Raw genomic sequence first — 20,721 nt, forward strand, 5'->3', positions numbered from 1 at the left:
TTGGCTCTTACGGTCAATCTGCGCCAGAAGGAGTTTAGCCGGAACTTGCCAAGGCCTGCTCCGCTGTGCGGTTCGCACCTGAAACCCGCTACCTTCCTGGGTCGTAAGCGAGAAACAAGTGTTAACAGGCCCTGGATTATAAATCGGCACTCGCGTGTGCCGCAAAAAGACTATGGCAATTCCCATTGTGCTGGACCACGGCAGCCGGCAGTCCCTGCAAGGACAGATTTTTGAGCAGCTCCGGCACCTGATCCTGGCGGGAAGGCTGAAACCAGGCACTCCCATCCCTGCCAGCCGGGTGCTCGCCGAGCAACTGGGCACATCCCGAAATACGGTTCTGCTGGTTTACGATCGGCTGATTGCAGAGGGCTATCTTCAAGCCCGAAAGGCAATTGGAACCTATGTAAATCTTGAGCTTCCTGAAACCTGCCTTGCCGCCACGCGCCGGATCGCGACTTCAGTTCCCATCAGCGGGGAATCGATAGATCGGCCTGTAATACCCTTTATCGGACGAGTGCCGGCGCGAAATCCGCGAAATCTGGATTTCGATTTCTATCCTGACAGGATTGATCCTGATCTATTCCCGCATAAGATATGGCGCCGCTTTATCAACAGGACATTCACCTCCACCAGTACTCATTTCAATTTCACCGAATATTGTGATCCAGGCGGATTATCCCAGCTAAGAGAGGTTATTGCCGATCACCTGGGGGTAGCGCGTGGAATCAGCGTGTCATCCGATCAGATCATCATTACCGCTGGCTCGCAGGAAGGGCTGAATCTGGCTGCCCGCCTTCTCGTCAAAGACGGGACCCTCGTCGCAACGGAAAATCCTTGTTACCAGGGAGCAGCTCTCCTCTTCGAGAGCTATTACGCCCGATTGATACAGGTGCCAGTGGATGAATCGGGACTGAATGTGGAACAATTGCCCAAGGAGGGCGTCGCACTTCTTTATGTAACCCCATCTCATCAGTATCCCCTGGGCTTCACACTGCCTATCGAGCGCCGCCTAAAGCTGCTCGATTGGGCCAGGCGTTGCGGAGCATACATCATTGAAGATGATTACGATTCGGATTTTCGGTATCGCGGTTCGCCATTGACTGCTCTAATGGGACTGGATGATTACGGTTGCGTGATGTACCTGGGTACTTTTTCTAAATCCATGGGAGCTGGATTACGCCTGGGCTATCTGGTCGTACCCAAAAGCCTGGTACAGGCAGCACGTGCGGCCAAGGCATTGCTCAACAGTGGGCATGCCTGGCTCGATCAGGCTACAATGGCTGAGTTCATTCGCAGTGGCGCATATGGCAACCATTTGAGACGCATGCGTAATCTCTATTGCAAGAGGCGGGATTGCCTTGTGGAAGCGTTACACGAGCATTTCGGGCCTGTCCAGCTTTCTGGCCTGGAAAGTGGCCTGCATCTCGCCTGGCATTTACCGGAAAGCTACCCGGACGCATTTCAACTCCAGGCATTGGCTTTACGTCAAGGAGTCGGCATTTACTCAATTGGCCCCGGTACTGCCTGTGATTTCGGGAAATGTGACTATAGTGCACGCACGCTAGTACTCGGTTTTTCATCTCTCAATGAATATCAGATTCGTGCCGGCATCCGGCGAATAGCGGACGCATTTCGAGATTTTCCGCCCAATATCCTGACCCGGGACATAACTTGACCGCAGCAGCAAGCGTCAGCTCCATCACGATCAAGACTGATCGTTTTCTTCTTTCCTTTCAGGATGGCAGTTCGAATTAAATTACCACCGGCAAAGCCGGTGGTTTATTGGGTGAACCCCTCAAAGGGGTCTCAAAACCGTGAGCCGCTTCGCGGCGCAGTGAGGCGTACAGCTCCAAAGTTGATCTCTCTTGCAAACATTACTTCGATCATAGGGCCTCTCCAGTTCCATGCACCGATTCAAAACCATCTCCGACCGACGCAAAGGTCAAACCTTTCGGAGTCCCCCGGCAAAGCCGGGGGTTTACCTCACTTAATTAGTAGAGGCTCGGCGAAAATAACCTGGACTGAAAACTGATTGGATTGTTCGTTGTCTTTTTTGCTTTATGCTTCTGTTTCGCTCACGTTAAAAAACACCGATCCACTGCCGTCTGGCGACGGTGGCGGACCGGTGTTTCGCCTGGGTTGCTTTAGAGTTTGGTGAAGACCGGTATCACAGCGCCTGCTATGCTGTTGATGTTGCGGTCGCCCGAATCGCTCCATGTCATGAGCAATCCGCCAAACCGGCTTTCCGGGTCGCCCAGAAGCGCCATCAGCCGCTGTACTTCCCACAGTGCGTCCTTGGCTTCCATCTTGACTTCGCGCGTCTCTCCGGGCTGGATCGGGCTGTCGTTGTCAAACGAAAGTCCGGTGGCTACCAGTTCCTTCGGATAGTTGCGGTCCAGGTGCTTCAATCCCACTTTGTTGATGAACCGTACGCCCGCAGTGGTGAATTCGCCTATGCGGTAGGCGGTGTCGCCACTGTTGGTCACGGTCATGGTCACCCGCAGGGCACGCCCCGGCACGTCGTAGTTGGCGTGCGTCACCTTGATGGCGATGGGGTTGGGCTTGACGGGCATGGGTTGCACTTTGGATTCGCCCGCCTGGATGGGGACGGTGTACGGGTGCTTGGTCTCGGTGTAGCGATACCCGCCCCAGACGATGCCAAAGGTGGCAATGAGAACGATCCAGGCCACTTTCTTGTCCATGGGGTCGAGCAGCAGGTCGTCTCCATAGGCCAGCAGTACCCGGCTTCTGGGCAGGAACATGGGCCGGGCTACGTAGTAGCCGATCCAGAAGATGCCAAGGCCCAGCCACAGGATGTGCCAGAACATGCCGTTGTTGAAGTTGAAGGTCTCGGTGTCTATGGTCTCGCCGGTCAGCAGCTTGACGGGGTTGGTGAAGTCGTCCCAGCTGCCGGTGATGTTCATCCACGCGGCAGGGCCGGCAATCGGGCCTGCGTCCTTGATGTTGACCATGGCGTGCATGTGGTGGCGCCCGGGTATGCGCGCCTTGAGCCTGACTTCAAAGGCGTAGTCGCGCCCGATCTCCAGGGGGCCGGAGATGTAGGTGGGTTCGCCGTTGAGCTTGGTGGAGAGCCGCACGAACACGGGGCTGGGGCTGCCAACGTTGAAGAAGGCGCGTCCCGGCTTGCCTACGGCGCGCGGCCAGTCTTCGGCAAGGTGGAATTTGCCGGTCATGGTGGCGATGTCGTTGACCTTGGTGGTGTCAGGACCCCATTTCATGTCGTACCACTGGATGGTGCGCATGCGCAGGAACGGTTCTTGCGAGCGTTCGCCGTGCGCGGCCGCAGGGGAGATGTCAAGCATGAGGCTCAAGGCCAGGGTGGCAGCGCCAGCTACGCCGGCTATCCCCACTTTGCCCAGTTTGATCAGGTTCTTTGCGTTCATTATTTGATCCCCTCCGGAAACCCTTCTTCTCCATAGGCGGTGACGTCATTCTTCATGGATACGCGTCCACGCGGGCCTTTGACGTAGAAGAAGGCGGTGCAGTAGATCTTGCCAAAGTACCACCATACGCAGAACATGAGCATGGAGACGAAGGCGGAGAAGAACGCGGCTATGACGGTGGTGTGGCCGCCAAAGGTGCGCAGCGATCCTTGTTCGATCAGCCGCACGTACTCGGGGGTGCCGGTGCGTACATACAGGAAGCCGGTGTAGTCGGCCAGGGAGAGCAGCACGCCTTCAGCCACGAGCGGCAGGTGGGTCGGGCCAAAAATGGGCCAGTTGCCGGGGTAGAACAGCAGTCCGAACGCGCCTCCGCCTACCAGGGCGGTGATCATCCAGTTGCGGGTGAGCAGCATGACGGTGTCCATCACGAGCGCTCCCGGTATCATGGTGGAGGGAAACACGAAGTTGATGGGGTAGTGCGACCACCAGTAGAAGCCCCAGAACCGGGTCAGCCATTCGCCTACCAGCAGGCAGACGATGCATAGGGTGGCGCCATAGGGCAGCCGGTAGTTGACCCATAGGTAGTACATGATGGCTGCACAGTAGGTGATGCCCACGATCGGGGTGACCACCGGCCACCATTGCCGGTCTTTCCAGTCCAGCCAGAAGTCCCAGTCTCCTGCCAGCAGCATGAAGTGCATGTGGTAGGTTCCAACCAATAAAATGCACAGAATGGGAAAATAGATCACGTCTATCATCCTGGACATCTTTACCGCTTCCGGCGGCATTTTCGCCGCCCGTATTATTTCATCTGTTCTGCTCATCGCGCCCTCCCCTCATGTGTGTCGTTGATTCCTTGTTTGCGAAATGTTCCTTGCCGCCTGCTCGCGGTGTTTGCGCTTGCGATTGCTTGCGTGTCGCGCAAGCCGGGCGCAGGCTGTTCCCTGGGTGTTGCGGCGGCTGCCCGGGTTCCCGGGCCGCTGCTTGCTGCAGTTTGCGGGGGTGCAGCCGCCAGTTCCTCTGTTGCGTTCCTGCTTCCTCTTCTGTTGCCCGTGTTCCAGTGTTTCGTTTCTTAGGGTACGATGCGGTTGTTGAGGATGACTTTGCTCTGGTTGTTCCAGACGACGTCGGTCAGGTTGGAGTAGCGGGTGATGATCTGGGCAGCAATGCCGCCAGAAAACAGCCCGGACCAGCCCAGGATGACGAAGCCCCAGTGCAGCGGCGCGCTAAACAGTTCTTCCATGAACCAGAAGGCATGGCCCCATTCGTTCAATCCCACGTTCGGCAGAATCATGAGCGGGCCGGCAATGGCCATGACCAGCGGAAACGAGGTCCCGCGCGAGTACAGCGGCAGGCGCGTCATGGCATACAGGTAGCTCGCCACGCCGCAGACGATGTACATGGGAAAGGAGCCGTAGAACACCACCACGTGGCTCGGGGTGAAGCTGGTGTCGCGTATGATGACCTGGTGCCAGGAGGCGTCCTGCTCGGTGAAGAAGCTGCCGCCCCAGTATACGCCAAACAGGTACACGCCCAGCCACATCATCCAGTAGAAGTAACGCTTGACTTCCAGCTTGGGGTCCAGGTTGTCCAGCTGTTCCTTGGTGTCGCGGGTCTTCCATATCCAGCCCCAGGTCACCAGTGCAAATATCGGCATGACGATCATGTGAACCCGCCACAGACCCATCCATACCTTCTCGAATTCGGGTTCCATCGAGTCCATCCCGTGCGAGTAGGCAAACGTCCTCTGGAACCAAATCCAGAAAATCGCTACGCCCAGCATGGTCAATAACCCAAATTTGTACCACTTCGAGTCGTACCACAGCGACATGTCGTAGTCGCGTCCGCTCGACGCCGCGTGGCTTGACGTCCCTAGTGTTGTTGCCATTTCATTTATCTCCTATTGCGTTGATCAAGTGCCGCTCCTTCCTGCCCGGCCGCATTGCCGCCTGCCCCCATTCCTTCCTTCCTGCCCCAAGAACTGCAGGCCAGCATGCTCGCTTCCCGGATCGGGCTTCCTTCTTTCTTCTCTTTCCCGTTACTTGTTACACTCGTTACTACCCTGGCGCCCGGCCGATGCTACCCGGCACAATCCAAAATATCTTCCCTTCCCCGATATCCCGATCCCGCCAGTTCCCGCCCGTCCACCCGTCCTTACAGATACTTTACATACCCACAACCCCGTAAAGACTATCCGCGAAGATCGCCCAAGTCAAGCAGTTTGTCTCCCACCGCCAGCGCCAACTTGCCGGGGCGCCCTCCCAATGTCGCCTCCGCCGCAGACAGGGGCTTTGCGGATGAGTGCGTGAAAGGCGATGATGCGGGCAGAACGCGGAGAACGAGGTTTTCTTCCAGCTCAGTCGTAAAGCATGAAGCTTCAGCAGCGGTTGTGACTACCCTGCAAATGAATGCCATGGAGAAACCAGCAGGAAATACCCGCTCTGGTGTTATTCGGTATACTACCCGCCACCATTCAAGTGTTGTTGTCTGTTGTTGCCGTTAGGTCAGAATATCGCCTTCACCTGTGCCCATCAACAACCCTCAAGATTCCGCCTACATCGGTCGTTTTGCTCCATCGCCTACGGGACCGATGCATTTTGGATCGCTCGTCACCGCCGTGGGAAGTTATCTGGAGGCAAGGTCACGGCATGGCAAGTGGCTGGTCAGGATGGAAAACCTGGACGCCACCCGTGAACCTCCGGGCGCATCGGAAGAAATACTGCGCATGATTGAAGCGCTGGGTATGGAATGGGATGGCAAACCGATGTATCAGAACCAGCAGGATGCAGCGTACCGAGCCGCGCTCTGCGCACTTGAAAACTGCGGCCTGGTTTACTCCTGCCTCTGCAGCCGCAGGGAAATCGCTGATTCCAGCATCAGGGGAATTGAGGGGCCGATCTATCCCGGTACTTGCCGTGCTGGTTCCGATAAAGGACAAACTGGCGCTCGACGCTTAAAAACGGATAACAACCCGATTGAATTTACTGATGCGTTGCATGGCCGAATGCAACAACGGCTCGAAAGCGATGTTGGCGACTTCGTGTTGCGCCGTGCCGATGGAGTCTTTGCGTATCAGTTGGCGGTTGTGGTGGATGATGCTGCACAAGGGGTTACGCACGTGGTGCGTGGAGAGGATTTGCTGAATTCCACTCCCCGCCAGATTTATCTCCAGAGATTACTGGGCTACCCCACGCCGCTATATATGCATCTTCCCGTCGTCACCAATGCCCGGGGTGAAAAGCTCAGCAAACAGACCGGGGCTGCGCCGCTGGATGCTTCTCGCCCGATACCTCAGCTGATGGAGGCGTTGCGCTTCCTGGGTCAAATGCCACCGGCAGAACTGGTTCGGGCAAATGTAAAAACGCTTTGGGAATGGGCGATAAGCAGTTGGAAACCGGAAGCCATCACGCTGCGCATGAATATCGATGATGGTGGACTCGGGGAATAAGGTTCAAAACGAGTATAATAAATGAAAATCGAATCTTTTCCCGTATTTTGAAAGGAGATACTGTGTCTTTTCTGCCTTTTTATATACCCAGGCATACGCAGCTTAGAATTCTGATCATCGGTGCGGGATATGCGGGAATAGCCGCCCTGGTGACAATTTTTCGGTATATGCCACGAGCGCTTGTCACCATTATCGATCCCCGGCCGCATCATTTGAAGATCACCCACCTGCACGAAACCTTCAGATACCCGCTTGAAGATTTTCAGATACCGTTTTCGATGCTGGAAAATCAATACGGCTGCCGCCATATTTGTGCTGGACTGGCGTGGCAGGCAGATGCGCTCCTGCAATGGCAGAACGACAAATCAATTCTTGTCAACGGCGAAATCCTGGAATTCGACTATGCGCTGATTGCATCCGGTTCCGATCCCGCGCCCATCCTCGAATCTGAAAATGTGGCGGACCTGCATGACTTCATGGATATCGCGGGATCCAACCTGTGGGACACCCGCGTTGGTCATGATAGCGATGGCATCGCGGAGGGGCCGATTACTGTAATTGGGGGCGGAGCAACAGGGATCCAGTTTCTTTTTGAAATTGCTCATTTCCTCAAGCGCCGGAAAATTCAGCGAAGGCTACGCCTGATTCATGGCGATACCCGAATACTCAGCCCATTTCCGGCAGGTTTTTCCACCTATGCACAGGACCGGATGTCCGAAATGAGCATCGATTTTTACCCGCGCACGCTCTATCGGGAGCAGCAAAGGCATGAAATTGTGCTGGAGGAGATGGAAAGTGGCCGGCAATATGCATTACCTTCCACTTTCTCGTTTCTATTCGTGGGTAAAACCCGCTCCCCTTTGCTTTCCACAAACGCATTTGGGCAAGTCCTGGCTGGACAAAAAACACTGCAAAATATCTTTGCGGCGGGAGATTGTTCGAGCTTTGAGGCTTTTGGTTCGAACACCTGCACCGCTCAATCCGCCGTGCGTAAAGGAACACTTGCAGCTCGAAATATGCTGCGTCACTCCGGCTCGTTGAAACTGCTTGAACCTTATCTGCACCGTGACCTGGGTTATGTCATCAGCCTGGGGCCGGAGGATGCGGTGGGATGGCTGGCATCGGAGGGTAACGTCATTACCGGCATGCCGGCACTGGTGATAAAAGAAGTGGTGGAGGCGCAATACGATTTACTGCTGGAAGGAATCAACTCTTATCTTCTATGACAAGTCCGTGTACCAGATCCCAAACACATTCGTGGATAAAGCAGATATGGCAGGGGCAATCATTCGATTCAGCGCCGCTTGAGGATGGATGAAACGACCATTCCCTGCCGCAGCCATCTCTCGACAACGTACTCGTAAAAAGCCTGATTCCGTCTCGTCTCACAAAAGCGAGCCAACATTTTTCCCTTGTCGGTTAAAAGTACATGTCCAAGATCCAGTTGATTGTTTGCATCACCGGGAAACTGTATCTTGGTCGGTTGGCCAAAATAAAATAAACGGGTATGTTTGCCCAGCTTTTTCTTGACGTATCCCGCAGCCGCGAGAGAGATCAGATCAACCGCTTCCAGATGCTTCAGTAACAGCAGGTCGATACCTTGCTCCCTGTATACCTCGGGCTTCAGGCCATAAATCAGGGGCAGAGGGTTTCCCTGAATCCAAATAAACTGGCACAGCGGCGTGAAAAGCGATACGTCTCTATCGTCGACATATGCACCAGTCTCTTTATCGAGAAGCATTTAGAACACAATCATGGGGAAGCATTAGAATCAGATGGATAGTCCGATTATGAAAATTGCAGGTTCCCATAGAGATAGGGAATTTGGAGAGGCTATTTGATTTTTATCCCACGGCGGATAATTTCCTGATCCAACTCGCCGAGGAAACCGATATTTTTCTTCAATTGCTTGTCCCCCTTGTACCAGGAAAAACAGGCAAGCGCACCAAGCAAAACCAGGATGACGTTTGCCAGACCGGGGCCGCCAAAGAACATATCCATCAGCCCCGTGAGGAAGGCAAACGCTCCGGTAAATCCCGTCCAGTTCAGAAATTTATTTCCCCATGTGGGTGCCTGACGCCGGCGGCGCCAATCAACAAGCTTTTCATGCACTGAAATAATTTCTTCGTTTGTCCAGTCCGTCAAGTCCATCAAAAAGGGTTCTCCCGATCAAAACTATTTATTTTAACGATGCTTCGGAACCAAGTCCATGCCCAGAAAAAAAACTTAACCATATAAGAATAGGCGCGAGCTGATGCGCTGACTTGCTATCCCGCGCCTCCGGTATTTATTCTATGAGCCAGCATGGGTGAAGCTCAATGAAAAAAGCCGGGTATTCCCGGCTTTTTCCCTGCTCCATTTGCGAATGTAATTACAAGCGTGATCGTAACGCTCAACCAGCGGCCTTTGCTGGCGTTGCCTCCGTGACTGGTTGAGGACGATCCATCAACTCCACCAGCGCCATCGGCGCATTGTCGCCTTTACGAAACCCGTATTTAAGAATGCGCACGTACCCACCATGGCGAGCCTGATAGCGAGGCCCAAATTCAGAAAACAACTTTCCGACCATATCCCGATCCCGCAAACGATCAAATGCAAGCCGCCTGTTAGCCAGGGAGGGCTTCTTGCCCAAGGTTATTACTGGCTCAATGACACGGCGCAACTCTTTGGCCTTGGGCAATGTAGTTTTAATGACCTCATGCCGCAATAACGAATTGGTCATATTTCGCAGCATGGCAAGACGATGACTGCTGGTGCGATTCAGCTTCCGAAGTCCGTTATGATGACGCATGGCTTGCTTCCTTTTTACTTTTATCAAGATTGGCTGGAGGCCAACTTTCGAGCTTCATACCGAGCGTCAATCCGCGAGAGGCCAATACCTCCTTGATTTCGTTCAGCGACTTTCTCCCCAGATTGGGGGTTTTCAGTAGCTCGGTTTCAGTACGCTGGATCAGGTCGCCGATATAATAGATGTTTTCGGCCTTGAGGCAATTGGCCGAACGAACGGTAAGCTCGAGATCATCGACAGGCCGAAGAAGGACCGGGTCCACCTGAGGCAGCTTAGGCTGTTCCACAGGCATTGGCGTGCCCTTGAGGTCGGCAAATACGGAGAGTTGCTCCACAAGGACTTTTGCCGCGTACCGGATTGCCTCTTCCGGATCCACAACACCGTTGGTTTCAATATCCATCACAAGCTTATCCAGATCGGTGCGTTGCTCCACGCGCGCGCTTTCCACCGCATAACTCACGCGCCGCACCGGGCTAAAGGACGCATCGAGGAGAATACTGCCGATGGTGCGGCCTTCATTTCCTGGCTGGCGAACGGTCCCGGGTACATAGCCCCGGCCCAGTTCCACCTTTATTTGCATATCAAGCTTTCCACCCGCGGTAAGATGCGCAATGACGTGGTCGGGATTAATGATTTCCACATCGTGCGAGGCTTCGATATCGCCGGCTGTAACCGTACCCTCACCTTTCTTCTTGAGAACCAGTACGGCTTCGCTCCTGTTATGCAACTTTAAAACGATACCCTTCAAGTTCAGCAGGATATCGACCACATCCTCCTGCACGCCGTCCAGGGCAGAGTACTCATGCACCACCCCGCTGATTTGAACCTCGGTTGGCGCAAATCCCGGCATCGAAGAAAGAAGAATACGGCGCAATGCATTTCCCAACGTATGCCCATAACCACGTTCGAATGGCTCCATTGTAATTTTCGCATGCAATGGAGAAACATTCTGAACGTCAATAATGCGCGGCGTAAGAAAAGTGTTACTTGGCATAACCTGATCCTTTTGCGGAAAGCTCGATGATTGATTACTTCGAGTACAGTTCTATTACTAGCGATTCATTGATGCTCGCAGGCAGATCGGAACGTTCGGGCTTGGCCTTCAATGTTCCCTTCATCGCTTTGACATCCATCTCTATCCACTCGGGAAAAGTGCGATGTTCCGCAGCCTCCACCGCAGCCTTGATACGCAGGTGGCCTTTTGCCTTCTCCGCAACCTCTATCACGTCGCCCGGCTTTACCTGATAAGAGGGAATATTAACCCTGCGGCCATTCACTAGCACTCCGTTGTGCCGTACAATCTGCCGTGCTTCCGATCGGGACGCCCCGAAACCCATCCGATAGGAAACCGAATCAAGGCGGCATTCCAGCAACTGAAGTAAATTCTCCCCGGTGATGCCGCGCTGCTGGTCGGCCAGCTCATAGTTATTACGAAACTGGCGCTCCAGGATTCCATATATACGGCGCAGCTTCTGTTTTTCCCGCAACTGCACGCCATAATCAGACAACCGCCCGCTTTTCTGGCCATGCTGGCCTGGCGCATAGTTCCGGCGTTCGATTGCGCACTTTTCAGTGAAGCATTTTTCGCCTTTCAAAAACAGCTTTTCTCCTTCGCGGCGACACTGACGGCACTTTGGATCTAGATTTCTAGCCACGGCAACTCCTTAAATACGACGTTTCTTCGGTGGCCGGCAACCATTATGCGGAACCGGCGTCACATCCGAAATACTGGTAATTTTGAATCCCGCCGCATTCAATGCGCGCACCGCCGACTCTCGTCCGGGGCCGGGACCTTTGATACGCACCTCCAGGTTTTTTACCCCGCACTCCTGCGCAACCCTGCTTGCCTGCTCCGCCGCAACCTGCGCAGCAAATGGCGTGCTTTTGCGTGATCCCTTGAAACCTGCTCCGCCAGAGGTCGCCCAGGACAATGCATTCCCCTGCCGATCCGTGATCGTGACGATCGTGTTGTTGAACGAGGCGTGAACATGTGCAATTCCTTCCGCCACGTTCTTCTTGACTTTCTTGCGTACCCGCGTTGATGCTTTTACCATGTAATGATTCCCTTATTCTGGCGCCCGGTTAATGGTCAAATTAGCGTGTTGCCGCCTTTGCGCTGGAAGAACGAACCGCCTTGCGGGGTCCCTTGCGCGTCCTGGCATTGGTACGCGTACGCTGCCCTCGCACGGGCAAGCCGCGACGATGGCGCAGGCCACGATAGCTACCGAGATCCATCAGGCGTTTTATGTTCATCGATACTTCTCTTCGCAAATCGCCTTCCACGACGAATTTAGCCACGTGGTCGCGTAATTTGTCCATCTGGGCATCGGTCACGTCTTTTATCTTGGTCGTGGTTCCTATGCCCACAGCCACGCAAATCTCACGGGCTCGGGTGCGGCCGATGCCATATATCGAAGTCAGCGCGATCACGGCATGCTGATGATTGGGAATGTTTACTCCAGCGATACGGGCCATACGTTATTCCTGCAGAATGTTGTAATAAGATTACTCCGATCTTCGCGGCGCTTTCAGCCCTGCCGCTGCTTATGCCGTGGATCCGTGCAGATAACGCGCACGATGCGATTGCGCCGAATGATTTTACAATTGCGGCATATTTTTTTTACTGATGCGAGTACTTTCATGCTCAGATCCTCTCTTCCTATTTGGCGCGAAACGTGATACGCGCTCTGCTCAAGTCGTATGGCGTCAGGTCCACCGTAACCTTGTCGCCAGGCAAAATACGGATGTAATGCATGCGCATCTTGCCGGAAATATGCCCTAATACTACGTGCCCATTTTCCAGTTTGACCCGAAACGTCGCATTGGGCAACGTTTCCAGGATCTCCCCCTGCATCTGTATTGTTTCTTCCTTTGCCATCCCGTCCCTGTAGACTATCGCGCGGGCAGTCCGCCGCCACCTTTGAAATTCGTTTTCTTCAATAGACTTTCGTATTGATGGGACATGATGTAAGCCTGAACCTGCGCCATGAAATCCATTGTAACCACCACTATGATCAGCAAAGACGTACCACCAAAATAAAATGGAACATTCCATTTCAAAATCAGGAATTCGGGCAGCAAGCATACAAGCGTCACATAAATCGCACCAGCCAGCGTCAACCTCAACATGATACGCTCGATATATCGGGCAGTCTGGTCGCCGGGCCGTATACCCGGTATGAAAGCGCCGCTCTTCTTCAGGTTTTCAGCCGTTTCTTTCGGATTGAATACCAGAGCCGTATAAAAGAAGCAGAAAAATATGATCATGGCAGCATACAAAATCACATAGATTGGCTGCCCCGGCGATAATGCGCCGCTTATTTCCTTCAGCCAGCTCATGGATTCACCGCCGGCAAACCACCCCGCCAACGTCGCGGGAAATAATATGATACTGGAAGCAAAAATGGGAGGAATGACTCCTGCCATATTGAGCTTCAACGGGAGATGAGAGCTCTGGCCTCCATATACCTTGCGCCCGACCTGGCGTTTCGCATAATTCACGAGTATCTTGCGCTGGCCGCGCTCCACGAAAACCACGAAAGCGGTTACCAGCGTCGCAGCGATAAAAATCCCCAGGGCGACCAGGAAATGCATTGCACCCGTCCGAACCAGTTCGAGCGTACCGCCAATGGCACTCGGCAATCCGGCTGCAATGCCGGCAAAAATGATTAGCGATATGCCATTGCCGATTCCGCGCTCCGTTATCTGCTCTCCCAGCCACATCAGGAATATGGTGCCCGTGACCAGCGTGATCACCGTGGTCAAAAGAAACATGGGGCCGGGCTCGATTACCAGGCCAGCCTGGGACTGCAGCGCAATGGATATGCCATATCCCTGAACAAGCGCCAGACCCAGGGTTCCATACCGGGTGTACTGGGTGATTTTTCTGCGGCCCGACTCCCCTTCCTTTTTCAATGCTTCAAGGTAAGGGAAGGCTACCGTTCCCAGTTGCATGATGATCGACGCCGAGATATACGGCATGATGCCGAGAGCGAAAATCGAGAAACGGGAAAGCGCGCCGCCTGAAAACATGTTGAACATTCCCAGGATGCCCCCTTGCTGGGACTCGAACAAATCCTTCAGCACGACGGGATCAATGCCAGGAACAGGAACATGCGCGCCAATCCGGTAGACGATCAGCGCGAAGAGCAGAAACCAAAGGCGGCGCTTCAAGTCGCCGAGCTTTCCGGAGAGTCCCCGAAAGGAATCGCTAGCAGCCAATGTCTATCCCAATGAGTTTATTCAACGCTTCCACCCGCTGCTTCTATGGCCATCCTTGCACCCTTGGTGACGGCGAGGCCCTTGAGCTTCACCGCCCGCTCGATATTCCCGGAGAGTATTACCCTGGCTGCCATCACAGAATCGGGAATAATTCCGGCCTGCTTCAGCGCGAGAATGTCGATGTCATCACTGTTCATTTTTCCCAGGGTGGACAATCGGATCTCCGCAACATTTTTTCTGCCGCGCGATATAAAGCCCCGTTTCGGAAGACGCCGCTGCATAGGCATCTGCCCGCCTTCGAATCCCACCTTGTGAAACCCCCCCGCTCGGGATTTCTGTCCCTTATGGCCACGTCCCGCGGTTTTACCCAGGCCCGAGCCTATCCCGCGCCCCACGCGCCGGCGGGCATGCTTTGCTCCGGTAGCCGGTCTGATGGAATTTAACCGCATCTATGCCTCACTCTTGACGAGGTAATAAACATTATTGATCATACCGCGCACCGCTGGCGTATCCTCCAATTCGGTGCTGCTGTTGATTCTACTCAATCCCAACCCGCGCACAGTGGCGCGATGAGACCGCTTGGTGCCGATCAGGCTCCTGACCAGCGTGACCTTTATTTTTTTCCGGCTCTCTGTCATTTGGACAACCCCATGATCTCTTCCACGCTTTTACCCCGCTTGGCGGCGATTTCCGCAGGCGTATTCATGTCTTGCAGTCCTTGCAGCGTCGCGCGCACGACATTGTAGGGGTTGGTTGAGCCTATGCATTTAGCCAGAATGTTATGTATGCCCATGACCTCGAATATTGCCCGCATCGGGCCACCCGCAATAATGCCCGTTCCTTCGGAAGCCGGCTGCATATATACAGTGGCAGCCCCATGCCTGCCGATAACCGGATGATGAAGCGTTCCATTCTTGAGACTCACCTTGATCATCTTGCGGCGCGCTTCATCCATCGCTTTCTGCACTGCCACAGGCACTTCACGTGACTTGCCCTTGCCCATTCCAACGCTGCCATCCCCGTTTCCAACCACGGTCAATGCCGCAAAACCCAATATGCGCCCGCCTTTCACTACCTTGGTGACCCGATTGATCGCCACCATTTTTTCCTTGAGTCCATCGCCGCGATCGTCACCGGCTGGAATCTTTCCCTGCATCCGTCCCTGCATCTTAGCCATTATTTAGTCCTCACTCAGAATTTGAGGCCATATTCACGCGCGGCATCGGCCAAGGCCTTCACACGCCCGTGGTACTTGAAACCTGAACGGTCGAATGCGACAGTTTCGATACCCAGTCCTTTCGCTTTTTCTGCGACACGTTTGCCCACAGCTGCGGCAGCGCCGATGGTGCCGCCATTGGGAATCTCCTTTTTTACCTCTGGCTCCAGGGTAGATGCGCTGGTCAATACTCTGCCGCCAGCGCCATCTATGAGTTGAGCATAGATGTGGCAGTTGCTGCGGTGCACGGCCAACCGTATCATCTTCAATTCGGCGATCTTGGCGCGGGTTTGACGCGCCCGGCGCAACCGGGATTCTGTCGGATTCGGCATATATATCCTGATTATTTCTTCTTGGTTTCTTTCATGACGATTACCTCGTCGGCATATCGTACACCCTTGCCCTTGTACGGTTCCGGGATACGGTAGGCGCGCACCTCGGCGGCAACCTGGCCAACCTGCTGCTTATCTATGCCTTTTATGATGACTTCTGTCTGGGTCGGCGTTTCGACCTTTATTCCCTCGGGCATTTTATGCGCGACCGGATGAGAGAATCCCAGCGTCAGATTCAGGACATCACCAGCCGCTTGAGCGCGATATCCCACTCCCACCAATGTCAGTTTCTTCTCGAAGCCGCTGGTTACGCCTTTCACCATATTCGCCAGCAAGGCGCGCATCGTTCCGGACATGGCGTTGGCGTGCTTGGTATCGTTGGAGACTTTTATCAGCAAGCTATCTCCTTCGCGCTCGACAGCGATATCGGATCCGATATCGCGGCGCAATGTACCCAGCGGTCCCTTTACCGCCACTTCGGAAGCCGACAAGGTTACCTCCACATTCGCCGGAACCGGAATAGGACTTTTTCCCACTCGAGACATTTCTATACCTCTAGGCAACTATACATAAAACTTCACCGCCCACGCCATTGGCCCGTGCCTTTCTTTCGGTCATGACGCCTTTCGATGTCGACACTATCGCCACCCCCAACCCGTTCATCACGTTCGGGAGCTTATCGCTTGCTTTATATATGCGCAGGCCGGGGCGACTGATCCGCTCGATCTTTTCAATCACGGGACGCCCGGCATAATATTTCAAACTGATGTCCAGCACGGACTTGCCATCGGCTTCATGCACCGCGAAATCCTCAACATACCCTTCTTCTTTCAACACTCCTGCAATGGCGGCCTTGAGCTTCGAAGCAGGCATTGCTACCGAGGCCTTTTCAGAAAGCTGCGCGTTTCTGATGCGCGTCAGCATATCAGCGATGGGGTCACTCATGCTCATCCGGGGATACCTCTAGAAATCCGATTTTGGCAAGGGGCCAATACATATATTGTTAAGATACCGGGGCAGACCGTAAAGATCAAACCCTCGACAGATTCGGCGCCCCGAGCAAACGTGGCGGCCGGATAATTTAATGCAGGCAAGCTTCGATTACCAACTGGCCTTGGTCAACCCGGGTATTTCCCCGTTCATGGCGATATCGCGCAATTTATTGCGGCCGAGGCCAAACTTGCGATAGACGCCCCGGGGGCGGCCCGTCAGAGAACAACGGTTTCTCAGCCGAACCGGACTCGCATTCCTGGGAAGCATTTGGAGCTTGATTCGCGCTGAATGGCGCTCTTCTTCACTTAAATTGAAATCGTTGATCACGGCTAATAGCTCTGCACGCCGTGCGGCAAACTTTTTTACGGTTTCCCTACGCTTCAAATCGCGGTTAATGATAGCTACTTTGGCCATATCGTCTCAGTTCTTGAATGGGAATTTGAATGCCGCCAGCAACGCCTTGGCCTCCGCATCTGTTTTCGCCGTGGTAGTGATGGTGATATTCATGCCCCTCAACATATCGATTTTGTCGTATTCGATTTCGGGAAAGATGATCTGCTCCTTGATTCCCATGTTGTAATTACCCCGTCCATCGAAGGATCTGCCCGAAATACCCCGAAAATCGCGAATGCGTGGAATGGCCACATTGACCAACCGATCGAGGAACTCGTACATGCGAATACGCCGCAATGTCACCATGCACCCCACCGGGTACGCCTCCCGCACCTTGAAGGTTGCAATGGATTTCTTCGCCTTGGTGATCACCGGTTTCTGGCCAGCTATTTTTTGCATATCCCCTACAGCGCTGTCCATCACCTTTTTATCGGCCACCGCCTCGCCCACGCCCATATTGAGCGTAATCTTGCGGATCCGCGGGACCTCCATTACCGACTTGTAGCCGAATTGCTCCATCAGCTGCTTTACGACGGTATTACGATAATATTCCTGTAAACGAGCCATATGTCCTCTTCACCCCTACGCGTCAAGCAACTCGCCGTTCGATTTGAAATAGCGGACTTTGCGTTTATCTTCAAGAATTCTGATACCCACGCGATCCGGCTTTTGCGTAGCGGGATTAAATATTGCCACGTTGGAAATCTGGACAGGTTTCTCCATTTCAACAATTCCGCCGGTGGTACCTTTATTCGGGTCCGGCCGCTGGTGCTTCTTGACCTTATTGGCCCCCTCGACAACCACGAGGTCAGCGCTTACCACGCGCAATACGGTACCCCGCTTGCCTTTATCCTTGCCGCTGATGACAACAACATCATCACCCTTTTTTATTTTCCGCATACTGACTCCCTGACGCGCTACAGAACTTCCGGCGCAAGCGACACGATTTTCATGAAGCGCGCATTCCGCAATTCCCGGGTAACCGGACCAAAAATGCGGGTGCCGATAGGCTCCAGCTTCGAATTCAGCAATACCGCGGCGTTATTGTCGAACTTGATCAATGAGCCGTCGGCACGACGGACGCCTTTGGAAGTACGCACCACCACCGCATTGTATATCTCGCCTTTCTTGACGCGTCCGCGCGGTGCCACGTCTTTGACGCTGACTTTTATTATGTCCCCTATGCCGGCATATCGCCGCTTGGAGCCCCCCAGCACCTTAATGCACATGATTGAACGTGCACCGGTATTATCTGCAACTTGCAGAGTCGATTGCATTTGGATCATTATTTACTCGCTCTTTCCAACTTTTCCCGCCCAATCCGGCGCGGACAGTATTGGATCCCGTTCGGGGGTGTAGCGGCGCCAGTACATCGGCCGCACAAAATTTAAGATCTGAAAACCGGAAAATCGAAGAGGCGGAATTATACGGCCTTCCCTTTGGAAAAACAAGTGAGGACTCGTTTCATTCAGCCTCGAACCCGGTCAGCTGAATTGCGCGGCTTTCTCCATCAACTTGACCACACGCCAGGCTTTTGTTTTGGAAAACGGCCGGCATTCTTCGATTACAACGGTGTCCCCGGCATGAAACTCATTGTTTTCGTCATGAACGTGATACTTTTTTGAGCGAACCATAATTTTTCCGTAGAGCGGATGCTTTACCTTACGTTCAACCAAGACGGTAATGGTTTTGTCCATCTTGTCGCTCACCACCTTTCCCGAAAGGGTACGATTTAACTTGGCTTCTTCGCTCATGACAGCTTCACTTTTTGGCTGAGTATGGTTTTGGTACGCGCAATATCGCGGCGCATTTTCCGCAATTGATTGGTATTGCTTAGCTGCTGGGTAGCTTTTTGCATGCGCAAGCCGAATTGCGCCCTCAACAGTTCCAGTAACTCCTGCTCCAGCGCTGCCGGCTCTTTGGAGCGCAATTCCTTTGCCTTCATATTAACCACCCACCTGTCTTATAACGAACGTAGTCTGGATTGGCAACTTTGCGGCAGCCAGGCGAAAGGCCTGGCGTGCCAGGACTTCATCGACGCCATCCATTTCATACAACATTTTCCCCGGTTGAATTTCGGCGACAAAGTACTCGGGGCTTCCCTTGCCATTTCCCATCCGAACCTCAGCAGGCTTGTGCGAAATGGGTTTATCGGGAAAAATCCGTATCCAGATACGTCCGCCCCGCTTGATGTGCCGGGTCATGGCACGGCGGGCGGCTTCTATCTGGCGCGCCGTCAACCGGCCGCGACCTATCGCCTTAAGCCCATATTCGCCAAAGCTGACCTTTGCACCGCGGGTCGCTACCCCGGTATTGCGGCCTTTTTGCTGTTTGCGGTACTTGGTTCTAGCTGGCTGCTGCATCTCTTGCTCCTGGCTTTACTGTCTTTCCAACTGCAGAGGTGGCGCTAGAGTCCTCGCCAGCACCATCCATCCTTTTTTCCGCTTTCTTATCAGTTGACCTGATTTCGGATTTGGATTCGTTTTTCGATTCCGCTCTGGCGGCTGGCCTTGGTCCTGCTCCAGTCCTGCCGGGAGCGGATGCCGGCTTCCTGGGCGGCCGCTTTCCTTCGGGCTCTCCGCTCGGAGCGGGCGCCTGGTTGGGAAGTTGCGCGCCTGTCCCTGTAGACTGATCACCTCTTCCGATTACTTCGCCCTTGAAAACCCATACTTTGATTCCAATCACGCCATAGGTCGTTTTTGCTTCAGAAGTGCCGTAATCCAGATCGGCACGCAAGGTATGCAGTGGCACGCGACCTTCCCGGTACCATTCAGTACGAGCGATTTCAATGCCGTTCAATCTGCCCGCGCTCATTATCTTGATTCCCTGAGCGCCAAGCCGCATGGCATTCTGCATGGCGCGCTTCATCGCGCGACGAAACATGATGCGCTTTTCCAACTGCTGCGCGATATTGTCCGCGATCAACTGTGCATCGATTTCCGGCTTCCGGATTTCTTCGATATTCACGTGAACGGGCACACCCATGAGGGTTTGGAGCGCTCCGCGGAGCACCTCTATATCCTCACCTTTCTTGCCGATGACTACACCAGGGCGTGAGCTATAAATCGTAATACGGGCATTCTTGGAAGGCCGCTCGATGACGACCTTTCCTACCGAGGCATGAGCCAATTTTTTCCTGAGATATTCCCGTACCTTGATATCCTCGTTGAGCATCCCAGGGAAATTTTTTCCATTGGCGTACCACTTCGACGACCAGTTCTTCAATACGGAAAGCCTGAAGCCCGTCGGATTTATTTTTTGTCCCATATGTCTTTGTGCGCCTATTTTTTGTTGCCGACTTTGTCGCCAACGGTAAGAAAGATATGGCAAGTCGGCTTGACAATGCGGTTGCCGCGCCCTTTGGCGCGAGCGCTGGTTCGCATCATGGAAGGCCCCCGATCCACATATATTGTCGACACCTTCAATTCATCTATGTCCGCACCTTCATTATGCTCAGCGTTGGCAATGGCCGATTCCAGCAGCTTGCGTATGATCGCTGCTCCCTTTTTCGGGCTGAAAGCGAGCAGATTAAGTGCCCGGTCCACCGGCAGCCCGCGAATCTGATCGGCCACCAGCCGCCCTTTCTGCTCGGACAATCTCACTCCACGTAATACGGCAGTTGTTTGCATTTATGTTCCTATTTCTTTGATCCCGCGCCCGCCTTCTTATCGCCCGAATGGCCCTTGAAAACCCGGGTATGCGAAAATTCCCCCAGCTTGTGCCCTACCATATTTTCCGTGACATATATGGGGATATGCTGCTTGCCATTGTGCACGGCAATGGTCAGGCCGATAAAATCGGGAAGAATTGTCGAACGGCGGGACCATGTCTTGATCGGCCGCTTGTCGTTGGTTGCGCGCGCAGCCTCCACCTTCGAGATCAGATGCAGATCGACAAAAGGTCCTTTTTTAACGGAACGTGCCATG

33 protein-coding genes are annotated in these 20,721 nt (G+C 53.8%); 4 read left to right on the forward strand and 29 right to left on the reverse strand.

Annotated elements, in window-relative coordinates; genetic code table 11:
- Positions 1-172: 172 nt before the first annotated feature.
- Complete coding sequence (gene pdxR, locus ACZ5CE_RS11530) at positions 173-1,675, forward strand: MocR-like pyridoxine biosynthesis transcription factor PdxR (protein WP_464575054.1); 1,503 nt, start codon at positions 173-175, stop codon at positions 1,673-1,675.
- A gap of 469 nt (positions 1,676-2,144) precedes the next feature.
- On the opposite strand, the gene ACZ5CE_RS11535 is transcribed toward pdxR, so the two are convergent.
- Both ACZ5CE_RS11535 and ACZ5CE_RS11540 read right to left on the reverse strand, forming a co-directional pair.
- Positions 2,145-3,404, reverse strand: coding sequence for a methane monooxygenase/ammonia monooxygenase subunit B (locus ACZ5CE_RS11535; RefSeq protein ID WP_464575055.1), 1,260 nt, complete (start codon positions 3,402-3,404; stop codon positions 2,145-2,147).
- Positions 3,404-4,228: a methane monooxygenase/ammonia monooxygenase subunit A gene (locus ACZ5CE_RS11540; protein ID WP_464575056.1), complete on the reverse strand. Its 825-nt coding sequence runs from the start codon at positions 4,226-4,228 to the stop codon at positions 3,404-3,406. Before ACZ5CE_RS11540 ends, ACZ5CE_RS11535 begins: the two co-directional genes overlap by 1 nt.
- Before the next feature lie 36 nt (positions 4,229-4,264).
- On the opposite strand from ACZ5CE_RS11540, the gene ACZ5CE_RS11545 reads away from it, so the two are divergent.
- On the forward strand, positions 4,265-4,480 hold the full coding sequence (locus ACZ5CE_RS11545) for a hypothetical protein (RefSeq protein ID WP_464575057.1): 216 nt from the start codon (positions 4,265-4,267) through the stop codon (positions 4,478-4,480).
- Here ACZ5CE_RS11545 and ACZ5CE_RS11550 read toward each other — a convergent pair.
- Positions 4,477-5,292 carry a methane monooxygenase/ammonia monooxygenase subunit C gene (locus ACZ5CE_RS11550; RefSeq protein WP_464575058.1) on the reverse strand — a complete coding sequence of 272 codons (816 nt, stop codon included), beginning with the start codon at positions 5,290-5,292 and terminating at the stop codon, positions 4,477-4,479. The two genes, ACZ5CE_RS11545 and ACZ5CE_RS11550, sit on opposite strands and share 4 nt — an antisense overlap.
- Positions 5,293-5,928: 636 nt before the next feature.
- On the opposite strand from ACZ5CE_RS11550, the gene gluQRS reads away from it, so the two are divergent.
- Together gluQRS and ACZ5CE_RS11560 are read left to right on the forward strand one after the other, a co-directional pair.
- The gene (gene gluQRS, locus ACZ5CE_RS11555) at positions 5,929-6,852 is read left to right on the forward strand and encodes a tRNA glutamyl-Q(34) synthetase GluQRS (protein WP_464575059.1); all 924 of its coding nucleotides are present in this window, start codon (positions 5,929-5,931) and stop codon (positions 6,850-6,852) included.
- A 62-nt stretch (positions 6,853-6,914) separates the two neighbouring features.
- Complete coding sequence (locus ACZ5CE_RS11560) at positions 6,915-8,078, forward strand: NAD(P)/FAD-dependent oxidoreductase (RefSeq protein WP_464575060.1); 1,164 nt, start codon at positions 6,915-6,917, stop codon at positions 8,076-8,078.
- Between the two features lie 68 nt (positions 8,079-8,146).
- Here the strand turns inward: ACZ5CE_RS11560 and ACZ5CE_RS11565 are convergent, their stop codons facing one another.
- From ACZ5CE_RS11565 to rpsS, 26 genes are all read right to left on the reverse strand, one after another.
- On the reverse strand, positions 8,147-8,593 hold the full coding sequence (locus ACZ5CE_RS11565; protein ID WP_464575061.1) for a hypothetical protein: 447 nt from the start codon (positions 8,591-8,593) through the stop codon (positions 8,147-8,149).
- Between the two features lie 92 nt (positions 8,594-8,685).
- Positions 8,686-9,003: a hypothetical protein gene (locus tag ACZ5CE_RS11570; RefSeq protein WP_464575062.1), complete on the reverse strand. Its 318-nt coding sequence runs from the start codon at positions 9,001-9,003 to the stop codon at positions 8,686-8,688.
- Between the two features lie 241 nt (positions 9,004-9,244).
- Complete coding sequence (gene rplQ / locus ACZ5CE_RS11575; RefSeq protein WP_464575063.1) at positions 9,245-9,643, reverse strand: 50S ribosomal protein L17; 399 nt, start codon at positions 9,641-9,643, stop codon at positions 9,245-9,247.
- Entirely contained in the window at positions 9,630-10,634 is a 1,005-nt protein-coding gene (locus tag ACZ5CE_RS11580) for a DNA-directed RNA polymerase subunit alpha (protein WP_464575064.1), read from the reverse strand. Before ACZ5CE_RS11580 ends, rplQ begins: the two co-directional genes overlap by 14 nt.
- Before the next feature lie 34 nt (positions 10,635-10,668).
- Complete coding sequence (rpsD, locus tag ACZ5CE_RS11585) at positions 10,669-11,295, reverse strand: 30S ribosomal protein S4 (RefSeq protein ID WP_464575065.1); 627 nt, start codon at positions 11,293-11,295, stop codon at positions 10,669-10,671.
- A 9-nt stretch (positions 11,296-11,304) separates the two neighbouring features.
- A complete protein-coding gene (gene rpsK, locus ACZ5CE_RS11590) occupies positions 11,305-11,694 on the reverse strand; it encodes a 30S ribosomal protein S11 (RefSeq protein WP_464575066.1) in 390 nt (129 codons plus the stop codon).
- 40 nt (positions 11,695-11,734) lie between these two features.
- On the reverse strand, positions 11,735-12,115 hold the full coding sequence (rpsM, locus tag ACZ5CE_RS11595; RefSeq protein ID WP_464575067.1) for a 30S ribosomal protein S13: 381 nt from the start codon (positions 12,113-12,115) through the stop codon (positions 11,735-11,737).
- Between the two features lie 53 nt (positions 12,116-12,168).
- Positions 12,169-12,282, reverse strand: coding sequence for a 50S ribosomal protein L36 (rpmJ, locus tag ACZ5CE_RS11600; protein ID WP_074746766.1), 114 nt, complete (start codon positions 12,280-12,282; stop codon positions 12,169-12,171).
- 17 nt (positions 12,283-12,299) lie between these two features.
- On the reverse strand, positions 12,300-12,518 hold the full coding sequence (infA, locus tag ACZ5CE_RS11605) for a translation initiation factor IF-1 (protein ID WP_004181006.1): 219 nt from the start codon (positions 12,516-12,518) through the stop codon (positions 12,300-12,302).
- A 14-nt stretch (positions 12,519-12,532) separates the two neighbouring features.
- Positions 12,533-13,861 carry a preprotein translocase subunit SecY gene (gene secY, locus ACZ5CE_RS11610; RefSeq protein ID WP_464575068.1) on the reverse strand — a complete coding sequence of 443 codons (1,329 nt, stop codon included), beginning with the start codon at positions 13,859-13,861 and terminating at the stop codon, positions 12,533-12,535.
- A gap of 17 nt (positions 13,862-13,878) precedes the next feature.
- Positions 13,879-14,310, reverse strand: a complete 432-nt coding sequence (gene rplO, locus ACZ5CE_RS11615) for a 50S ribosomal protein L15 (protein WP_464575069.1) — start codon at positions 14,308-14,310, stop codon at positions 13,879-13,881.
- Complete coding sequence (gene rpmD, locus ACZ5CE_RS11620; protein WP_464575070.1) at positions 14,311-14,499, reverse strand: 50S ribosomal protein L30; 189 nt, start codon at positions 14,497-14,499, stop codon at positions 14,311-14,313.
- On the reverse strand, positions 14,496-15,038 hold the full coding sequence (rpsE, locus tag ACZ5CE_RS11625; protein WP_464575071.1) for a 30S ribosomal protein S5: 543 nt from the start codon (positions 15,036-15,038) through the stop codon (positions 14,496-14,498). The genes rpmD and rpsE overlap by 4 nt, the downstream gene beginning before the upstream one ends.
- Positions 15,039-15,052: 14 nt before the next feature.
- Positions 15,053-15,409, reverse strand: a complete 357-nt coding sequence (gene rplR / locus ACZ5CE_RS11630; RefSeq protein ID WP_464575072.1) for a 50S ribosomal protein L18 — start codon at positions 15,407-15,409, stop codon at positions 15,053-15,055.
- Positions 15,410-15,420: 11 nt separating this feature from the next.
- Positions 15,421-15,954, reverse strand: a complete 534-nt coding sequence (rplF, locus tag ACZ5CE_RS11635; protein WP_464575073.1) for a 50S ribosomal protein L6 — start codon at positions 15,952-15,954, stop codon at positions 15,421-15,423.
- A gap of 10 nt (positions 15,955-15,964) precedes the next feature.
- Positions 15,965-16,360 (reverse strand): 30S ribosomal protein S8, encoded by a 396-nt coding sequence (gene rpsH, locus ACZ5CE_RS11640; protein WP_464575074.1) that lies wholly within the window; start codon positions 16,358-16,360, stop codon positions 15,965-15,967.
- Positions 16,361-16,510: 150 nt separating this feature from the next.
- The gene (gene rpsN, locus ACZ5CE_RS11645) at positions 16,511-16,816 is read right to left on the reverse strand and encodes a 30S ribosomal protein S14 (RefSeq protein WP_464575075.1); all 306 of its coding nucleotides are present in this window, start codon (positions 16,814-16,816) and stop codon (positions 16,511-16,513) included.
- Between the two features lie 6 nt (positions 16,817-16,822).
- A complete protein-coding gene (gene rplE, locus ACZ5CE_RS11650; protein WP_464575076.1) occupies positions 16,823-17,362 on the reverse strand; it encodes a 50S ribosomal protein L5 in 540 nt (179 codons plus the stop codon).
- Between the two features lie 15 nt (positions 17,363-17,377).
- Positions 17,378-17,695 carry a 50S ribosomal protein L24 gene (gene rplX, locus ACZ5CE_RS11655; RefSeq protein WP_464575077.1) on the reverse strand — a complete coding sequence of 106 codons (318 nt, stop codon included), beginning with the start codon at positions 17,693-17,695 and terminating at the stop codon, positions 17,378-17,380.
- Between the two features lie 17 nt (positions 17,696-17,712).
- Positions 17,713-18,081 (reverse strand): 50S ribosomal protein L14, encoded by a 369-nt coding sequence (gene rplN / locus ACZ5CE_RS11660; RefSeq protein ID WP_464575078.1) that lies wholly within the window; start codon positions 18,079-18,081, stop codon positions 17,713-17,715.
- A 198-nt stretch (positions 18,082-18,279) separates the two neighbouring features.
- Positions 18,280-18,549 (reverse strand): 30S ribosomal protein S17, encoded by a 270-nt coding sequence (rpsQ, locus tag ACZ5CE_RS11665; RefSeq protein ID WP_464575079.1) that lies wholly within the window; start codon positions 18,547-18,549, stop codon positions 18,280-18,282.
- Complete coding sequence (gene rpmC, locus ACZ5CE_RS11670) at positions 18,546-18,740, reverse strand: 50S ribosomal protein L29 (protein WP_464575080.1); 195 nt, start codon at positions 18,738-18,740, stop codon at positions 18,546-18,548. The genes rpsQ and rpmC overlap by 4 nt, the downstream gene beginning before the upstream one ends.
- A gap of 1 nt (position 18,741) precedes the next feature.
- The gene (gene rplP, locus ACZ5CE_RS11675) at positions 18,742-19,158 is read right to left on the reverse strand and encodes a 50S ribosomal protein L16 (RefSeq protein WP_464575081.1); all 417 of its coding nucleotides are present in this window, start codon (positions 19,156-19,158) and stop codon (positions 18,742-18,744) included.
- Positions 19,142-20,062, reverse strand: coding sequence for a 30S ribosomal protein S3 (gene rpsC / locus ACZ5CE_RS11680; RefSeq protein ID WP_464575082.1), 921 nt, complete (start codon positions 20,060-20,062; stop codon positions 19,142-19,144). The genes rplP and rpsC overlap by 17 nt, the downstream gene beginning before the upstream one ends.
- Before the next feature lie 14 nt (positions 20,063-20,076).
- Positions 20,077-20,424 (reverse strand): 50S ribosomal protein L22, encoded by a 348-nt coding sequence (rplV, locus tag ACZ5CE_RS11685; RefSeq protein WP_464575083.1) that lies wholly within the window; start codon positions 20,422-20,424, stop codon positions 20,077-20,079.
- Between the two features lie 8 nt (positions 20,425-20,432).
- Complete coding sequence (gene rpsS, locus ACZ5CE_RS11690; RefSeq protein ID WP_464575084.1) at positions 20,433-20,720, reverse strand: 30S ribosomal protein S19; 288 nt, start codon at positions 20,718-20,720, stop codon at positions 20,433-20,435.
- Position 20,721: the final 1 nt, after the last annotated feature.

The organism is Nitrosospira sp. TNL200 (assembly GCF_055386305.1).

Coding starts and splice junctions, on each gene's coding strand:
- rplQ (WP_464575063.1), bottom strand. CDS start 9,643: ATGCGTCATCATAACGGACTTCGGAAGCTGAATCGCACCAGCAGTCAT.
- rplP (WP_464575081.1), bottom strand. CDS start 19,158: ATGCAGCAGCCAGCTAGAACCAAGTACCGCAAACAGCAAAAAGGCCGC.
- rplX (WP_464575077.1), bottom strand. CDS start 17,695: ATGCGGAAAATAAAAAAGGGTGATGATGTTGTTGTCATCAGCGGCAAG.
- ACZ5CE_RS11550 (WP_464575058.1), bottom strand. CDS start 5,292: ATGGCAACAACACTAGGGACGTCAAGCCACGCGGCGTCGAGCGGACGC.
- ACZ5CE_RS11540 (WP_464575056.1), bottom strand. CDS start 4,228: ATGAGCAGAACAGATGAAATAATACGGGCGGCGAAAATGCCGCCGGAA.
- rpmC (WP_464575080.1), bottom strand. CDS start 18,740: ATGAAGGCAAAGGAATTGCGCTCCAAAGAGCCGGCAGCGCTGGAGCAG.
- rplF (WP_464575073.1), bottom strand. CDS start 15,954: ATGTCTCGAGTGGGAAAAAGTCCTATTCCGGTTCCGGCGAATGTGGAG.
- rplV (WP_464575083.1), bottom strand. CDS start 20,424: ATGCAAACAACTGCCGTATTACGTGGAGTGAGATTGTCCGAGCAGAAA.
- rpsH (WP_464575074.1), bottom strand. CDS start 16,360: ATGAGCATGAGTGACCCCATCGCTGATATGCTGACGCGCATCAGAAAC.
- rplR (WP_464575072.1), bottom strand. CDS start 15,409: ATGCCGAATCCGACAGAATCCCGGTTGCGCCGGGCGCGTCAAACCCGC.
- pdxR (WP_464575054.1), top strand. CDS start 173: ATGGCAATTCCCATTGTGCTGGACCACGGCAGCCGGCAGTCCCTGCAA.
- rpsE (WP_464575071.1), bottom strand. CDS start 15,038: ATGGCTAAGATGCAGGGACGGATGCAGGGAAAGATTCCAGCCGGTGAC.
- rpsC (WP_464575082.1), bottom strand. CDS start 20,062: ATGGGACAAAAAATAAATCCGACGGGCTTCAGGCTTTCCGTATTGAAG.
- rpsN (WP_464575075.1), bottom strand. CDS start 16,816: ATGGCCAAAGTAGCTATCATTAACCGCGATTTGAAGCGTAGGGAAACC.
- rpsQ (WP_464575079.1), bottom strand. CDS start 18,549: ATGAGCGAAGAAGCCAAGTTAAATCGTACCCTTTCGGGAAAGGTGGTG.
- ACZ5CE_RS11570 (WP_464575062.1), bottom strand. CDS start 9,003: ATGGACTTGACGGACTGGACAAACGAAGAAATTATTTCAGTGCATGAA.
- rpsM (WP_464575067.1), bottom strand. CDS start 12,115: ATGGCCCGTATCGCTGGAGTAAACATTCCCAATCATCAGCATGCCGTG.
- infA (WP_004181006.1), bottom strand. CDS start 12,518: ATGGCAAAGGAAGAAACAATACAGATGCAGGGGGAGATCCTGGAAACG.
- rplO (WP_464575069.1), bottom strand. CDS start 14,310: ATGCGGTTAAATTCCATCAGACCGGCTACCGGAGCAAAGCATGCCCGC.
- ACZ5CE_RS11580 (WP_464575064.1), bottom strand. CDS start 10,634: ATGCCAAGTAACACTTTTCTTACGCCGCGCATTATTGACGTTCAGAAT.
- rpmD (WP_464575070.1), bottom strand. CDS start 14,499: ATGACAGAGAGCCGGAAAAAAATAAAGGTCACGCTGGTCAGGAGCCTG.
- ACZ5CE_RS11535 (WP_464575055.1), bottom strand. CDS start 3,404: ATGAACGCAAAGAACCTGATCAAACTGGGCAAAGTGGGGATAGCCGGC.
- rpmJ (WP_074746766.1), bottom strand. CDS start 12,282: ATGAAAGTACTCGCATCAGTAAAAAAAATATGCCGCAATTGTAAAATC.
- rpsK (WP_464575066.1), bottom strand. CDS start 11,694: ATGGTAAAAGCATCAACGCGGGTACGCAAGAAAGTCAAGAAGAACGTG.
- ACZ5CE_RS11565 (WP_464575061.1), bottom strand. CDS start 8,593: ATGCTTCTCGATAAAGAGACTGGTGCATATGTCGACGATAGAGACGTA.
- rplE (WP_464575076.1), bottom strand. CDS start 17,362: ATGGCTCGTTTACAGGAATATTATCGTAATACCGTCGTAAAGCAGCTG.
- rpsS (WP_464575084.1), bottom strand. CDS start 20,720: ATGGCACGTTCCGTTAAAAAAGGACCTTTTGTCGATCTGCATCTGATC.
- rplN (WP_464575078.1), bottom strand. CDS start 18,081: ATGATCCAAATGCAATCGACTCTGCAAGTTGCAGATAATACCGGTGCA.